The sequence below is a fragment of the Bacteriovorax sp. PP10 genome (assembly GCF_035013165.1).
Classification (GTDB): Bacteria; Bdellovibrionota; Bacteriovoracia; order Bacteriovoracales; family Bacteriovoracaceae; genus Bacteriovorax; species Bacteriovorax antarcticus.
Genome location: NZ_JAYGJQ010000002.1, coordinates 1033489 through 1046676 on the forward strand (window position 1 = coordinate 1033489; position 13188 = coordinate 1046676).

At 38.9% G+C, this 13188-nt stretch carries 12 protein-coding genes; 9 read left to right on the forward strand and 3 right to left on the reverse strand.

Annotated elements, in window-relative coordinates; all coding sequences use genetic code 11:
* Window positions 1-152 precede the first annotated feature (152 nt).
* Genes SHI21_RS15105 through gltX form a run of 3 tightly spaced genes read left to right on the forward strand, consistent with a single transcriptional unit; the run spans window position 153 to window position 3360 of the window.
* Window positions 153-407, forward strand: a complete 255-nt coding sequence (locus SHI21_RS15105; protein WP_323577602.1) for a hypothetical protein — start codon at window positions 153-155, stop codon at window positions 405-407.
* A gap of 25 nt (window positions 408-432) precedes the next feature.
* A complete protein-coding gene (locus SHI21_RS15110) occupies window positions 433-1872 on the forward strand; it encodes an aldehyde dehydrogenase family protein (protein ID WP_323577604.1) in 1440 nt (479 codons plus the stop codon).
* 54 nt (window positions 1873-1926) lie between these two features.
* Window positions 1927-3360, forward strand: coding sequence for a glutamate--tRNA ligase (gene gltX / locus SHI21_RS15115; RefSeq protein ID WP_323577606.1), 1434 nt, complete (start codon window positions 1927-1929; stop codon window positions 3358-3360).
* A gap of 86 nt (window positions 3361-3446) precedes the next feature.
* Here the strand turns inward: gltX and SHI21_RS15120 are convergent, their stop codons facing one another.
* On the reverse strand, window positions 3447-4403 hold the full coding sequence (locus tag SHI21_RS15120; protein WP_323577607.1) for a hypothetical protein: 957 nt from the start codon (window positions 4401-4403) through the stop codon (window positions 3447-3449).
* Window positions 4404-4995: 592 nt separating this feature from the next.
* Here SHI21_RS15120 and SHI21_RS15125 point away from each other — a divergent pair.
* Entirely contained in the window at window positions 4996-5430 is a 435-nt protein-coding gene (locus tag SHI21_RS15125) for a hypothetical protein (RefSeq protein ID WP_323577608.1), read from the forward strand.
* A gap of 110 nt (window positions 5431-5540) precedes the next feature.
* Window positions 5541-7223 carry a c-type cytochrome gene (locus tag SHI21_RS15130; protein WP_323577609.1) on the forward strand — a complete coding sequence of 561 codons (1683 nt, stop codon included), beginning with the start codon at window positions 5541-5543 and terminating at the stop codon, window positions 7221-7223.
* On the opposite strand, the gene SHI21_RS15135 is transcribed toward SHI21_RS15130, so the two are convergent.
* Window positions 7218-7787 carry a 3'-5' exonuclease gene (locus SHI21_RS15135; protein ID WP_323577611.1) on the reverse strand — a complete coding sequence of 190 codons (570 nt, stop codon included), beginning with the start codon at window positions 7785-7787 and terminating at the stop codon, window positions 7218-7220. The two genes, SHI21_RS15130 and SHI21_RS15135, sit on opposite strands and share 6 nt — an antisense overlap.
* Window positions 7788-7853: 66 nt before the next feature.
* Here SHI21_RS15135 and SHI21_RS15140 point away from each other — a divergent pair, with 66 nt between their 5' ends.
* The 3 genes from SHI21_RS15140 to SHI21_RS15150 are packed head-to-tail and all read left to right on the forward strand — an operon-like array spanning window position 7854 to window position 9481.
* Window positions 7854-8345: a YajQ family cyclic di-GMP-binding protein gene (locus tag SHI21_RS15140; RefSeq protein WP_323577613.1), complete on the forward strand. Its 492-nt coding sequence runs from the start codon at window positions 7854-7856 to the stop codon at window positions 8343-8345.
* Window positions 8345-8932, forward strand: a complete 588-nt coding sequence (locus tag SHI21_RS15145; RefSeq protein WP_323577615.1) for a hypothetical protein — start codon at window positions 8345-8347, stop codon at window positions 8930-8932. The genes SHI21_RS15140 and SHI21_RS15145 overlap by 1 nt, the downstream gene beginning before the upstream one ends.
* Complete coding sequence (locus tag SHI21_RS15150) at window positions 8933-9481, forward strand: NUDIX hydrolase (RefSeq protein WP_323577617.1); 549 nt, start codon at window positions 8933-8935, stop codon at window positions 9479-9481. It abuts the gene before it with no gap.
* Here SHI21_RS15150 and SHI21_RS15155 read toward each other — a convergent pair.
* The gene (locus tag SHI21_RS15155; RefSeq protein WP_323577620.1) at window positions 9448-11697 is read right to left on the reverse strand and encodes a hypothetical protein; all 2250 of its coding nucleotides are present in this window, start codon (window positions 11695-11697) and stop codon (window positions 9448-9450) included. The two genes, SHI21_RS15150 and SHI21_RS15155, sit on opposite strands and share 34 nt — an antisense overlap.
* A 169-nt stretch (window positions 11698-11866) precedes the next feature.
* On the opposite strand from SHI21_RS15155, the gene SHI21_RS15160 reads away from it, so the two are divergent.
* A complete protein-coding gene (locus tag SHI21_RS15160; protein WP_323577621.1) occupies window positions 11867-13180 on the forward strand; it encodes a hypothetical protein in 1314 nt (437 codons plus the stop codon).
* Window positions 13181-13188 lie beyond the last annotated feature (8 nt).

Here is a 13188-nt window from a genome sequence, read left to right on the forward strand (position 1 = left end):
GGCAATTTTTAGAACTATTTCCTACGATTTTTTATGCTTAGGGCCTAAAACTAAAGTGGATACCCCTGAATCTACTCGGCTTACAGTGAAAACCCCAAAAAACCTTAAGAATATCCGTCAGATGACGATAAAATCTATTGTGAGGTATTGATATGTGCGAAATTTGTAAATCTGAAGGGAAAGACTATCGTTTTGTTAATGGTGCAAAAGACCTTTTAACGACTCAGCAACTTTACAAAGTTTATAAGAACTCTGTTGCCCCAGTGCGTTTATGTTACATCCACAGCATCGAGCTTTTCATGATCGGAGAAACCAGATTTCTCCGCGAGCATTTATCCTTTGCGCGTGCCTTAGCAACGCGGTCAAAAAAATTATCTGCAGTGGCCGACTCTCCATTTGGCTTTTAGTACCAGCGAGAGTTAAAATACCTCTATGGAAAATAGAGACGTATTACAGGCAAAAAGTTTTATTAATAATGAATGGGTAGGACACTCAACAACCAACGTTTTGATGGTGAAGAATAAGTTCGACCAGACACCATTAGCGACCGTAGCGTATGCTGATGCATCTGAAGTGCAGTTTGCTGTTGCGAACTCTGTACAGGCCTTTCAAAGCTATTCAAAGCTATCGGCAGCTGAGCGAAGAGATTTCCTTTTAAAACTGAGAGAAGGCCTTCACCAGGAAAAAGATAAGTTCATCAACCTGATTATTTCTGAAGCAGGAAAGCCTGCTGATTACGCTCGTCAAGAAGTTGAGAGAGCACTCTTCCAATTACAGGCTGCAGCTGATGAAGCTCTTCGTGTTGGTGGTGAAGTCATCCCAATGGATTTTGGTTTGGGGAAAGGTAAAACTGCTCACACTAAAAATTATCCGATCGGGCCGATCCTTGCGATTTCTCCTTTCAATTTTCCTCTAAACCTAGCTATGCATAAGATTGCTCCGGCACTAGCAGCTGGTTGTACGGTTATTTTAAAACCATCTCCATTCACTCCGTTAACGGCCCTGGCATTAGCATCGCTTTGCAAACGTGTTGGTCTTCCAGCAGGTGTATTAAACGTTGTGATTTGTCAGAATGAAGAAGCTTCAATCATGTTAAAAGATGAGCGTTTAAAAATGCTTTCATTTACTGGTTCTGCAGAAGTCGGCTGGCAGTTAAAAGCTCAAGCAGGAAAGAAAAAAGTTGTCCTTGAATTAGGTGGAAACGCGGCCGTTATTGTTGACCGCTCAGCTAATCTTGATGAAGCAGCAAAAGCAATTGCAATGGGTGCCTATAATTACTCAGGACAAGTGTGTATTTCGGTTCAAAGAATTTATGTTGATCACTCAGTGTTTGATCAATTCTTAGAAAAATTTAAACATGAAGTAAGTGAATTAAAAATTGGAAATCCTTCTGAAGAAGGAACTGTGGTCGGGCCGTTAATTGATCGTGTTCACGTTAACAGAATCGATAGCTGGGTGAACGAAGCGAAAGCTCGTGGCGCTGAAGTTTTAATCGGTGGACATATTCTCGATTTAGAAAATAATCTTTACGCTCCAACTCTTTTAACTAATACACAAGCGGATATGAAAATCGTCTCGGAAGAGGCGTTCGGTCCGGTTGCGATTATCGAAAAAGTTCAATATTTCGACGAAGTCATCCGTGAAGTTAACCGTTCACGTTATGGACTTCAAGCAGGATTGTTTACAAACCAGATCTCTCAGATGAAGTATGCTCAGGAAAACCTTGAAGTGGGTGCTTTAATCATCAATGGAGTGCCAGGATTCAGAATCGACACAATGCCGTACGGCGGAGTGAAAGATTCAGGATTAGGTCGCGAAGGAATTCGCTATGCCATGGCCGAGATGCTGGAGACACGTCTTATCGTGTACTAATCGCTCCAGACCTGTTAAACTCAATTTTCATTAAATCTCATTGGAGAAATCGCCATGACTGTTCGCGTACGCTTTGCCCCGTCACCAACTGGATACCTTCACATCGGTGGTGCCAGAACTGCTATGTACAACTACTTATTCGCTAAAGCGATGGGTGGAACTTATGTTCTTCGTATTGAAGACACTGACACTGATAGATCAGAACGTAAATTTGAGGAAGCTCAAATTGAAGATCTAAAATGGTTAGGCCTTCCTCACAATGAAGGGCCGGATGTCGGTGGAGATTACGGGCCGTACAGACAATCAGAACGTCTGCATATCTACAAAGAATGGGCAGATAAACTTCTTAAAGAAAAGAAAGCATACCCATGTTTTTGTACTGAAGCAGAACTAACAGCAAAAAAAGAAATCGCAGTTGCAGCGAAACTTGCTCCTCATTACGATGGGACTTGTAGAAACTTAACTGATGCTGAAGTAGAAGCAAAAACAAAAGCTGGTCTTGAATCAGTTATCAGATTTAAAGCTCCGGCAAAAGCTTACGAGTTCAATGATCATGTTCGCGGACACGTTGTGTTCCCAGAAGGAATGGTAGGGGATTTCGTCATCGTTAGAGCTAACGGTATTCCAGTTTATAACTACGCTGTAGTTGTTGATGATGCTGCTATGAAGATTACTCACGTCATCCGCGCTGAAGAGCATTTACCAAATACACTTAGACAGTTAATGCTTTATGAAGCATTCGGTGAAACTCCACCTGAGTTCACTCACGTTTCACTTTTAATCGGTGAAGACAGACAAAAATTATCTAAACGTCACGGAGCAACTTCTGTGCGTTTATACAAAGAACAAAATTATCTTCCATCAGCGATGTTAAACTACCTTCTTCTTTTAGGTTGGTCTCACCCTGAAGAAAAAGATATTTTTGATATCCATGAACTTCCACCATTCACACTTGATCGCTTCACTAAATCAGCGGCGATTTACGACATTGTGAAATTAAACCACATCAATGGTGAGCACCTTCGTTTACTTCCAACTGATACATTGATTGCTGAAGTAGAAAAAGTTCTTCCAGCAGGTCATCCATTCTTAAAAATGGATCACGATTGGAAAGTTCGTTGTGTGACTTTAAGTAAAGAGAAGATGAACTTCTTTAACGATATTATTCCTCTTCTAGATTTATACTTCGGATCTGAAGTTTCGACTGAAGCTGATTATGTTGAAGCGAGAAGCTGGGAGACGACTCCGCAAATTCAAGCTTACTTAAAAGGTGAGATTGCTAAAGCGAAAGCAGAAGGCAAAAAATTTGTTACTGAAGCTGAATACAATGAGTGGAGTAACCACGTTAAGGGCGAGCTTAAGATTAAAGGTAAGCAGCTTTTCATGGGGATTAGAGCGGTTTTAACTCTTCAGGCGCATGGATCGGATCTGAAGTTTATTGTGCCGTTGACGCCTATTGAAGTTTTAGAAAAAAGATTGAGTATGTAATATGAAAGGGGCCAACATGAGGCCCCTTTTTTTTGTATTTTATTTCTTTGTTTTAATGATTAGAGATTGATTCGATTGTTAGTGTTTTATTCAACTTTAGTAGCATTAAAGAATTCAATAACGTCAGTACGCGTGTTAGCACCTGTTTCGTGGCCTAGATCTTTATAAAGTTTGAATTTTGCATTTAAACCGGCATCTTGATAAAGCTTTTCCGCAATTGACCAGCGCTCAACAGGTTTTTTGCCAAAAGTTGAAAACACTAAATCTTCGTTTTCTTTTGTATAGCTATCACGAAAAATCACAGAGTCATTTTCATCTTTATCACCAATATAAAAGAAAAAAGGAACTTGCTTTAAATTTGGTAAATCAATATTTTCATTTGTTATTTCATCAAGATCAGAAATCCCAACTGGATATGGGAGGAGTTTATTCTTAAATTTTTTTAAAGGAGCTAAAGGCCATCCGCCAGGTGCACCAACAGCAACTCCTGCAACTAATGTTGGATGAATAAATGCAAAACGATTCACAAACATAGCAGACGCAGAAAAACCAGATAAGAAAAACTTTTGACGAAGACTTATTTTATACTTTTTTTTCAATAAAATTCTTGCAGCTTCACTCATTTTAATTAACTGAAGATCTATTCTTTTAAGGGGACCATCTTTTACCAAAAGAGTACTACGCGATAACGAATGCGTATAAATAGGTGGTTCAATATTAGGCCGTGGGAAACCAGGAATAAGTAAAACACTCGATGTTTTAACTGCGAGTGAAGCTTCCACTAATGCTTGCCGTTGAGTTATACTGTTTTGCTCTTCAAGATCAGTAATAGAGCTACCCGTATTATTGGGAACTATAAGCAGATTTTGCTTTTTAGTATTGGTAACTGGAATATAAAGGAAAAATGGAAAATTAAATCCATGTTCTTGATTGGCTTCTACTTTGATGAGTTGTCCAAGTGGAGCTATTTTAAAGTTTGTAGTCTTTGCACTTATTGATTCAATTGAAATCAATATTGCTATAAAAAATAAAAATCTAAGCATAAACAATAGTTCACCATAAGGTATTTCCATTGTCTAGAAAGCTAATGCAATATGCACTTCACGCAATCTACAACTCTTTGTGTTTCAATTCAGAAAAATTTAATGAGTCTTGTTTCGATATAGGTCTAATAAAAAACCCCTCATGGTAAGAGGGGTTTAAGCATTGAAAATTCCCTTTTTGGTCTAACAAACCAGAATTTGGGGGTGATTCATCCTAACATATTTTTACATTTGATCAAAGCGGAGAGCTCCTTTCGCCAATGAAGGCGACTTAGGAGGCAAGGATGCTCAAAGCATTGAAAATTCTAGAACTTATTATCCTGTTTTTAAAACTGCTAACAACTGTTTTAAAATTGTTAATGGGTCTGTTCTAGAATTTGGGGGGAGAAGAAATTCTCTCCCTTTTTTTGTCAAAAAATTATAAGCACAGATTTTCGGTTACACCCAATTGAAGATGTAGCCTTAAATTTAAGGCAGCAAGAGATCTAATTTAATCGTAAGGTCTCCTCACAAAAATGACTATTTAGACAATTTCTTATAAGGGCGGAGTGATTTCCGCCCTTTTTTTTTGGATCGAACTTATTCTTAATTCATGAAAATATTTTTAATGAGTATGCTCTTTTCAGGCGCATTTTATTCGGCAAATTCATTTGCTACATGCCAAGGCTATGAAGAGCTTAGACCTTCTAAAAATCCTTGCAATGATGTCATTGTCTACAATGAAGGTAAAAATGAATACCCTGCAGATAAATTAAAAGAAGATCAAGCTAGGGCAGCCGAGGCCAAAGTTAAAGTTGTGGATAAGGATTATTTAAGTGAAGCTAAAAATAGCGCCCTGGATATGCTCATTAAAGCGTCGAACGAGTATAAAAAAGGGACGATTACAAAAGATCAGTACATCCAAATTGCCAATCAAGTAAGTCAGATGGCCGAGTACGCTAATAACAATAAAACTGAGAGTAAATGTGTTAACACTGGGCTTACTGGTAACTGCGATAAGCTGGTGGTGAGTACTCCGAAGAAATAATCCCTTTCAATTCTTACAATTCCTCATTTACGGCTAAGTTTCCTTGCCGGATTCCTCTCATTTAGGATTTAATTTTTAAATTCAAGAACATTGAACTCACGGGAGAGTTTATGCTTAATTTAATCATTGGATTGATGATTGGTTTCACATCACCATCATACGCTAGCGTTGACCCTGACTGGTCAGAAAACGCGACCATCATTCCAGGTGAAAACCGCGCCAACATTTATGAGGCTACACCAACTGAACTCGAGCAATTGAGAAACGACGGTTATATTCACGCTATGAAATACCCAGTGACAGTAACTGGTCTATTAATTCCATACCGCCCACTAATTAATTTTTTAACTTCAGGAACTGATAACCCAATCAAAAAACTTCTGCTTGCTATGGGCAAGAAAATGGCCGGCTTTCAAACTGAAGCTGAAATGTATGAGTGGATTGGACTCTCAAAATTCAATTCTCCCAATGCTCAAGGAATTTATAAAATGCCTCGCCCTGAAGGGCAGTCAGATGCTTTATATGTTGGTGCTGGGATTATTAAGACAGCTCAAGGTGAAGGTTTAACTTTTAGTTGTTTTGCTTGTCACGCGACTAGTTTGTTTGGAACGACTGTAATGGGTCTGACGAATAAGCGTCCGCACTCAAATAAACTTTTCCATATGGCCCGCACCTACGTTCCGAATATCCCAACAGGGATTTTTAAGTCGAGTACGAAAGCTACTGACGGTGAAGTGTTAATGTTCAATAGAACAAAAAAGAACATCATGGCCGTTGATAGTGTTGTGCCTCAGGTTTATGGATTGGATACGTCTCTTCCACATACTGCTTTGAGTTTAGCGAGAAGAAACGACGATGATTATGCGACTAAAAATCCAGTTTTAGAGAGATACCCAAGAGACCAAGAGCTTGCGACATTTGTAGCAGACTCAAAACCAATGCCATGGTGGAACTTAAAATATAAAACAAGATGGCTCTCTGATGGATCAATCGTCAGTGGAAATCCGATTTTCACAAACTTCTTATGGAATGAAATTGGAAGAGGGACTGATTTAAAAGAATTAGAGAAATGGATGCAGGATAATTCTAAAGCAGTTAAAGAAATTACTGCGGCAGCTTTTTCAACTGAAGCTCCAAGATATACTGACTTTTTCCCAGCTAATACTATTGATGTAACGAGTGCGAAACGTGGAGAGAAACTTTTCAACTCAAGTTGCTTAAAGTGCCATGGTGAATACCAAAAAGCATGGTCTGGAGAAAATGCAGATCAATTATCAGACGTGGAATTACTTGCGACAACAAAAGTGATCTATCACGATAAAACTCCTGTGAAAGATGTTGGAACTGATCCCAACAGATACCAGGCGATGAAATACTTTGCTTCCGATTTAAACAACCTGGCAATTTCAAAATGGATGAAGACGAAAGTCGAACCGCAAGTTGGATATGTTCCACCTCCGCTAGTAGGTGTGTGGGCGAGATATCCATACTTCCATAACAACTCAGTCCCGACTTTATGTGATGTTTTATCAACTGAACAAAACCGTCCGAAGAAGTTCGTACTTGGCCCTGCAGTTAATAAAGAAACTGATTTCGACCAGGACTGTGTTGGTTACCCAATCGCAAACAAGATTCCAAAAGAATGGTTAAAAGATTCAGAGGCGGCGTTTGATACATCAAAACCGGGACTGCGTAACATTGGTCACACGAAAATGCTTCTTAAAGAAGATGGAACTGAGAAATTCAGTGCCCTTGATAAGAAAGATATGGTGATGTTCTTAAAAACTTTATAAATGATCTGGATTTAGTTTTTGATACAGCTTGCGGCCGATCCATGCATCGGTTGCAGCGTATTGAAGCTGGTCGTGCTTAAGTTCGTGGCCTTCCCAGTTAGAAAGCTTGGCCTTTTTACTCAAAGTTAAGTTCAGAATCTCTTCCGTCATACCTTTTAGTCCAAAATTTTTCAGCGCTCTTTCTTTGGCAATATCTGAGAGTTCAACGAATCCGTGGGGAGTGAAATGGAATAGCTTCTGCAGGGCCTTAATATCGTCCCTGATCGCGACGCCGGTCTTAACGATGGTCTTGTCTTCGAAAAGGATTTTAACCAGCTCAAAGTCTTTTAAGAAGTGCAGGCGAAATAGCAGAGCATAGTCGTCTGAAGCTAGTTGTAATAGGGAGACGTGATAAAACTCACCCTTCTTAAACGAAGGTTTTGTTTCTGTGTCAAAGCCGATAATGCGAACATCTTTTAGTAATTCCATCGCAGGAGCGATTTCTTCATCTTTGGTAATCGTGATGATTTTTCCGGAAAACTGGGCCTTTGCGTAATTTGGAGCGGGGTCTAATTTATCATTCATTGAAATTCCACCTAACTATTTGTACCATCATGCCTAACTAAAAGTTAAGCATAAAATGGAGAGTCCATGCCTTCTTTCGATTTAGTTTCTAAAACAGACATGATGGAAATGAAAAATGCCATCCTGATGGCCCAAAAAGAGATCAATGCCCGCTACGATTTTAAGGGGAGCGATGTGTCCCTGGAGTTGAAAGACACCACGATAGAGCTTAAGGCAGAAGACGATTATAAAATGAAAGCGGCCCTTGAGATCCTTCGAGGCCAGCTGGTGAAAAGAAATATCGGCCAGCGCTGCATCGATCCTCAGAAGATCGAGCCATCGGGAAACCGCATGATGAAGCAGACCATTAATATCAAGAATGGTATTGAAAAAGAGAAGGCCAAGGCCATCAACAAGATCATCAAGGAATCGGGGTTAAAGGTTACTTCGAGTATCATGGATGACAAGATCAGAATGACTGCTAAGAAGATCGACGATCTTCAGGGTGCCTATCAGATGCTTCGTACCAACAAAGAAGTTGATATTGAGCTTCAGATGGAAAACATGAAAAGAGACTAATGGAAAAGTTCAAAAAGTTTATTCCTTATTTTTTAATCGCCCTTTTGACGGTGTGGTTCTCTTATAAATTTTTTGTAGAGAGAAAAACTCCTAAAGAACAAAATATGGCCCTTGATTGGGATCAATTAGATTCAACATCCGGTTCTAATCCTTTGGATACTCCTGCTTCAATTAAAAAAGAAGAACAAGTCCCGCATATGCGTGAGCACAGCAATCTGACGAAAGAAGATGAAGAGCAGTTCGCTGCTTTTGATAGAATGGAGAAAGCTTGGCTGGCAAAAGCGGAGTCTATTATCGGAGTTAATCATTACGCTCGCTATCTTGAAATGCGCGAGAATAACGATAAAGAAAAGATGATGGCCTATAAAGAATATCACGATTATCTTCGTCAAAAATTCGGTGACAAGTTCACTTATAATATTTCAGAAGACCAAAGCATTCGTGAAAAAGAAATCAACCAACGTTACCTGAAAGAGCTGCTTGCTATAATTGGCGAGACAAAATTCCAGGCCTACCTGAAGGCCCGCGATCAGATCAACGAAGAAAATCGCCGCAAGAATAAAGAATTTATCCAAATTGAGTTCTAAATGAAAATTGAAAAATGGAAAACGATCAGCACTGAAGTCATCTTTAAAGCAAAAGTTTTTCGCTATTTAAAAATGAAGAGCCAGTCTCCGACAACCGGTGAGATTGGAGATTTTGATATTGTTCAATGTTACAACTGGGTCAACGTCATTGCGATTACACCTGATCAGAAAATTGTTTTAATTAAACAGTACCGTCACGGTGCTGATGATGTGACGGTGGAAATTCCTGGTGGGGCAGTTGATATCGGTGAAGACATGCAAATCGCTGCGGCCAGAGAGCTTCGTGAAGAAACTGGTTACACTTCAAGCAATTGGAAATTTTTAGGGAAGGTCGCTGCTAATCCTGCTTTTATGATGAACTCTTGCGAGACTTACTTAGCATTAGACGCCGTGAAGACTCATGATCAAGAGCTGGATCCATTCGAAGAAATTGAAGTTTATCTGAGGGATAAAAAAGATATTAGAGAGATTATCGGGAGTGGAGAAATCAATCACTCATTAGTTGTCGCTGCTTTTTATTTTTTTACTGCGACAGCTGAAGGCGCTTGATTCACCATATAGTATAGAAGTTTTCCGATGTTTAAGCGTTTCGCCTGAACTTCATCCATAAAAAGTTTTCTACATGTCGTCGACTGCACACAACTATTAAACGTTCCAAACTTAGCGTCTGACATCCATGTACCAGTTTTTGGTATTTCCATTTTTGAGGCCATGTATAAGAAAATACCTTTTGCGTATTTTTCCTGTTCAGGCTTAAGTCCAGCAAGAGAAATGATTGATGCTTTGTAAGTTAAGAACGCGACCGAAAGCTCATCGTAGTCGATAATATTGTCGCTGTTTTTATCAAAACGAATGAATGTTGATTCAATGTTAATCATTGCACCAAGAATAAGAGTTGCATCACGGCGACCAACTGGCACACCGGGCGCATTGTTATCGCGGGCAAACCCTTCAACACCTTTTAGGTAATCCAGAGACTCTTCTTTAGACACTGTTTTAAAGTAGGTATCAAGGCGAGGGAAGCTTTTTTCATACCCAAGCTTGCTCAGGATCACTTCGTAGAAATTATTGTTAAAACAGTCAGCATCGAAGACTGGATCGTCCGAGTTAATTCCCGGGTCACAAGAATTTATCAGTGTTTTATTGAATTTTCCTGAAACTTCCACGGCCGTTAAAAGCATTCCGATATACTCAGTTGCTTCGTTGATGTTGATTAACTGGTCACCATTAGAATTTTGTTGAAAAAGGTCAGCTAGTAAAACGGCATTTCTTGAAAATGTCGTAAAGTTGGGAGACCACAGTTTAAATTCTTCTAATAATGGCTTGGCATCTAATAAGAACTTAGAAAACTCATCCATTGAAAGTTGCATTTCACCTTTAGCGTCCAGGTGTCCGTAGGCCTTTAATAATTTCCAGCTGGCCCATTTAGCAAGGTTCACTTCATTGAAGCCGTCTTTATTTCTAAGAATCTTTGTATCGTAGATCGCAGACCCTGTAGTGTAATCTCTAAAGTATCTAAAGTTGATTGCTGTATCAGTGAAGCTTGAAAAAAGCTGAGCAAGTCTGACTTTGTTCGGGAACATGTCATAACCTGGAAGCACTTTATAAGGGATATCTTTTTCAAAAAGAGGGACGTCACGTCCTAAGATAATTTTGTTAGATCTGTCGTCGTAAGTCACATGATTGAAATAGAGCTTTTCAAGGAAGTCGTGAACCATTTCCATTACGGTCTGAAGGTCTTTAAGAGTCACAGAGTCTTTTTTACCACCAATAAAGCGCTGTTTTAGGGCCTCAATACTTGGCTTGAATGATTCAACGTCGTAGTTCTTTAGAATCTTTTCAGCAAGAGACACCAGCTGTTTTGAGTTCATTAACTCAAAATCTACTTGCTCGAACTTAATTGAGTGATAAACGTTTCTTGTCGCTTCCAGGTAAAATTTTACTTCTTCGGCCTTTGACCTGAAGTTTTCAGCTTTACAATAATAAACATCAAATACTAATCCCATGATTCTTGGGAGTTTCGTGATCACTTCTTTAAGCTCACTAGTTGTCAGAATTTCTTCATCACCACCAACAAGTACTTTTTTAAGATAAATAAATGCATCGATGGTTTCATTGTCAATTTCATGGTCGCCAATCTTCTTGCTCATATCTCTGATGAATGTGCGCATGTTGAGCTTTTGTTCCATTCCTGGAGCATTTTCAATCACACCAACGGCAGATTTCGCAAAGCGAGCTGTCGATTCATTGAATTTTTCACGCAGAAACCAGAAGTCTTTCTGGTGAGTTTCATCATCCATCATCTTGATGATGTTGGTAAGGATCACAGCTTCCTGATTGACCTGAACCAGAAGTTCAAATAGAGGGCTGATTTTTGAATGAGAAATGCGGTCAGCTTCATCTTTTAAAAGAATCATGTTCAATTGGAAAATTAAACTAAGCCCTTTAACGATGGCATCACTTTGATCAGTGAAGAATTTCTTAACGAAAATCCCAAGCTCAGCTTCAGTGATTGAACCAGGATGTTTTGCTCTTACGTATTTAGTGAATTGAACGAAGTTTTCTTGAAGGCATCTGATCTGCTCTTTTTGATCGGCAGTAAAGATTTCACCTAGTTTCGAGACATCGATTTTACATGTTTGCAGTTCATCAGTTTTATAAACGTCTATGTTTTGAACCGGTTTATCAGAAACGTATCCACAGCTTGCTAGCAGCAGCGCTGGAATGATCACTAGGTGATTTACGAATCTTTTAAAATATATCATTTTAGTAGTGTAAAGACTGAGCATATAATGTCAAAATAGTTTCATCATAAATAGGTGTTTTTTACAGGCTTTCCACAATGGTATTGTGTCAGGGAAATGTTAGGTAAAATGAGTTTTTAAGCAATAGGGAGTTAGGGTGTCCAAACATAGGTATAATTTACAGAGTCTATTGTTTCTAGCTCTAATCTCATTGGGAAATACGTCTCTTTTTGCGGCCACTGCTGAGCTAACTTATGAGAAATTTTATCGTTTAAATAAGCCTCTGTACCGTAGTGAGTCGGGAGACTGGCTAGGATTCAACTTTGAGACAGCGCCTCCAACACAAAATTTAGATACATTTTTAAACACAGATTTGAGATTTTATTTTCAAGATAATAATTCATTAAATTATTCCGTTCAGGAAGCATACGCACAATATAAAGGCGACACTTACACAATTACTGCAGGTCGAAAAATTCTCGACTGGAATTTAAATGAAAAATACTGGAGCCTTGGTTATTTAAATGCTGTGCAGTCATTCACACTTTTAAGCACTGAAGAAGAAGGTGTTACAGGAGTTTTATTTAATAAGCGTCTTGGCAATTTTGAATTTGATATTCTTGCTTCTTATTTATTCATTCCACAAATTAACCCGGCCATCGATTTTAAAAATGGCGATGTTCACAGTAAAAGTGAATGGGTGAGATTGCCTCCGAAGAAAACGGTGATCAGCGGAACTGAAGTACCGATTTATTACAGCATTACTGATTACAAAATTAGCAAAATTATTTTCAATAAATCCTTGGGTGGAAATATTAGATACTCATGGGAGAATGGCGGAGTTTCAGCATTCGCGATTTATAAACCAGAAAATAAACTGAGAATTAATGCCAGTGCTTATTATGACAATCTTGGAACTGGAAAAGTTAATGTAACAGCTGACCCAACAATCAACCACCATGCTTATTATGGTTTTCAGGCCTATCATGCTTTTGGCGACATCAAGGCGCGCGGAGGTGTGAGTTATGTTGATCCAAATGCCAAACTAGGAAAAGATTTTTTAGTGGATATTTCTAACGGCAGAAAAACCTTCAAGTCTGAATACTTCAACATCAATCCTCGTTATGACAAAGAAGCTTATGCTCACATGAGTTTGAATTACGACAAACATAGAAAGTACAAACTCACGTTGAACTACATTCACTTAATTTCGGGCAATATCCGCGGAAACGATGACTTCTTCAGTGATACAGTAAAATGGAAAAGTACGATCGGTGGAGGAATCCAGTATTTCTTCAACGACTCTTTCGATGCTGCTGTCGATTTAAAGTACGATCTTATTAGAAGTGACAACATCATCAAAGGTGAAGTGAAATACAGTTATCAAAAACACATCACCCTTGCTCTCGGATTAGAAATCTTAAAAGCACCGGATGATGCTTCTTACTGGAGTTACTACCGTACGAACGATACTCTCTACAGCACAGTTGGATTTATTTTTTAAGGATAAAA

Coding starts and splice junctions, on each gene's coding strand:
- gltX (WP_323577606.1), top strand. CDS start 1,927: ATGACTGTTCGCGTACGCTTTGCCCCGTCACCAACTGGATACCTTCAC.
- SHI21_RS15155 (WP_323577620.1), bottom strand. CDS start 11,697: ATGATATATTTTAAAAGATTCGTAAATCACCTAGTGATCATTCCAGCG.
- SHI21_RS15130 (WP_323577609.1), top strand. CDS start 5,541: ATGCTTAATTTAATCATTGGATTGATGATTGGTTTCACATCACCATCA.
- SHI21_RS15150 (WP_323577617.1), top strand. CDS start 8,933: ATGAAAATTGAAAAATGGAAAACGATCAGCACTGAAGTCATCTTTAAA.
- SHI21_RS15110 (WP_323577604.1), top strand. CDS start 433: ATGGAAAATAGAGACGTATTACAGGCAAAAAGTTTTATTAATAATGAA.
- SHI21_RS15120 (WP_323577607.1), bottom strand. CDS start 4,403: ATGCTTAGATTTTTATTTTTTATAGCAATATTGATTTCAATTGAATCA.
- SHI21_RS15135 (WP_323577611.1), bottom strand. CDS start 7,787: ATGAATGATAAATTAGACCCCGCTCCAAATTACGCAAAGGCCCAGTTT.
- SHI21_RS15125 (WP_323577608.1), top strand. CDS start 4,996: ATGAAAATATTTTTAATGAGTATGCTCTTTTCAGGCGCATTTTATTCG.
- SHI21_RS15145 (WP_323577615.1), top strand. CDS start 8,345: ATGGAAAAGTTCAAAAAGTTTATTCCTTATTTTTTAATCGCCCTTTTG.
- SHI21_RS15140 (WP_323577613.1), top strand. CDS start 7,854: ATGCCTTCTTTCGATTTAGTTTCTAAAACAGACATGATGGAAATGAAA.
- SHI21_RS15105 (WP_323577602.1), top strand. CDS start 153: ATGTGCGAAATTTGTAAATCTGAAGGGAAAGACTATCGTTTTGTTAAT.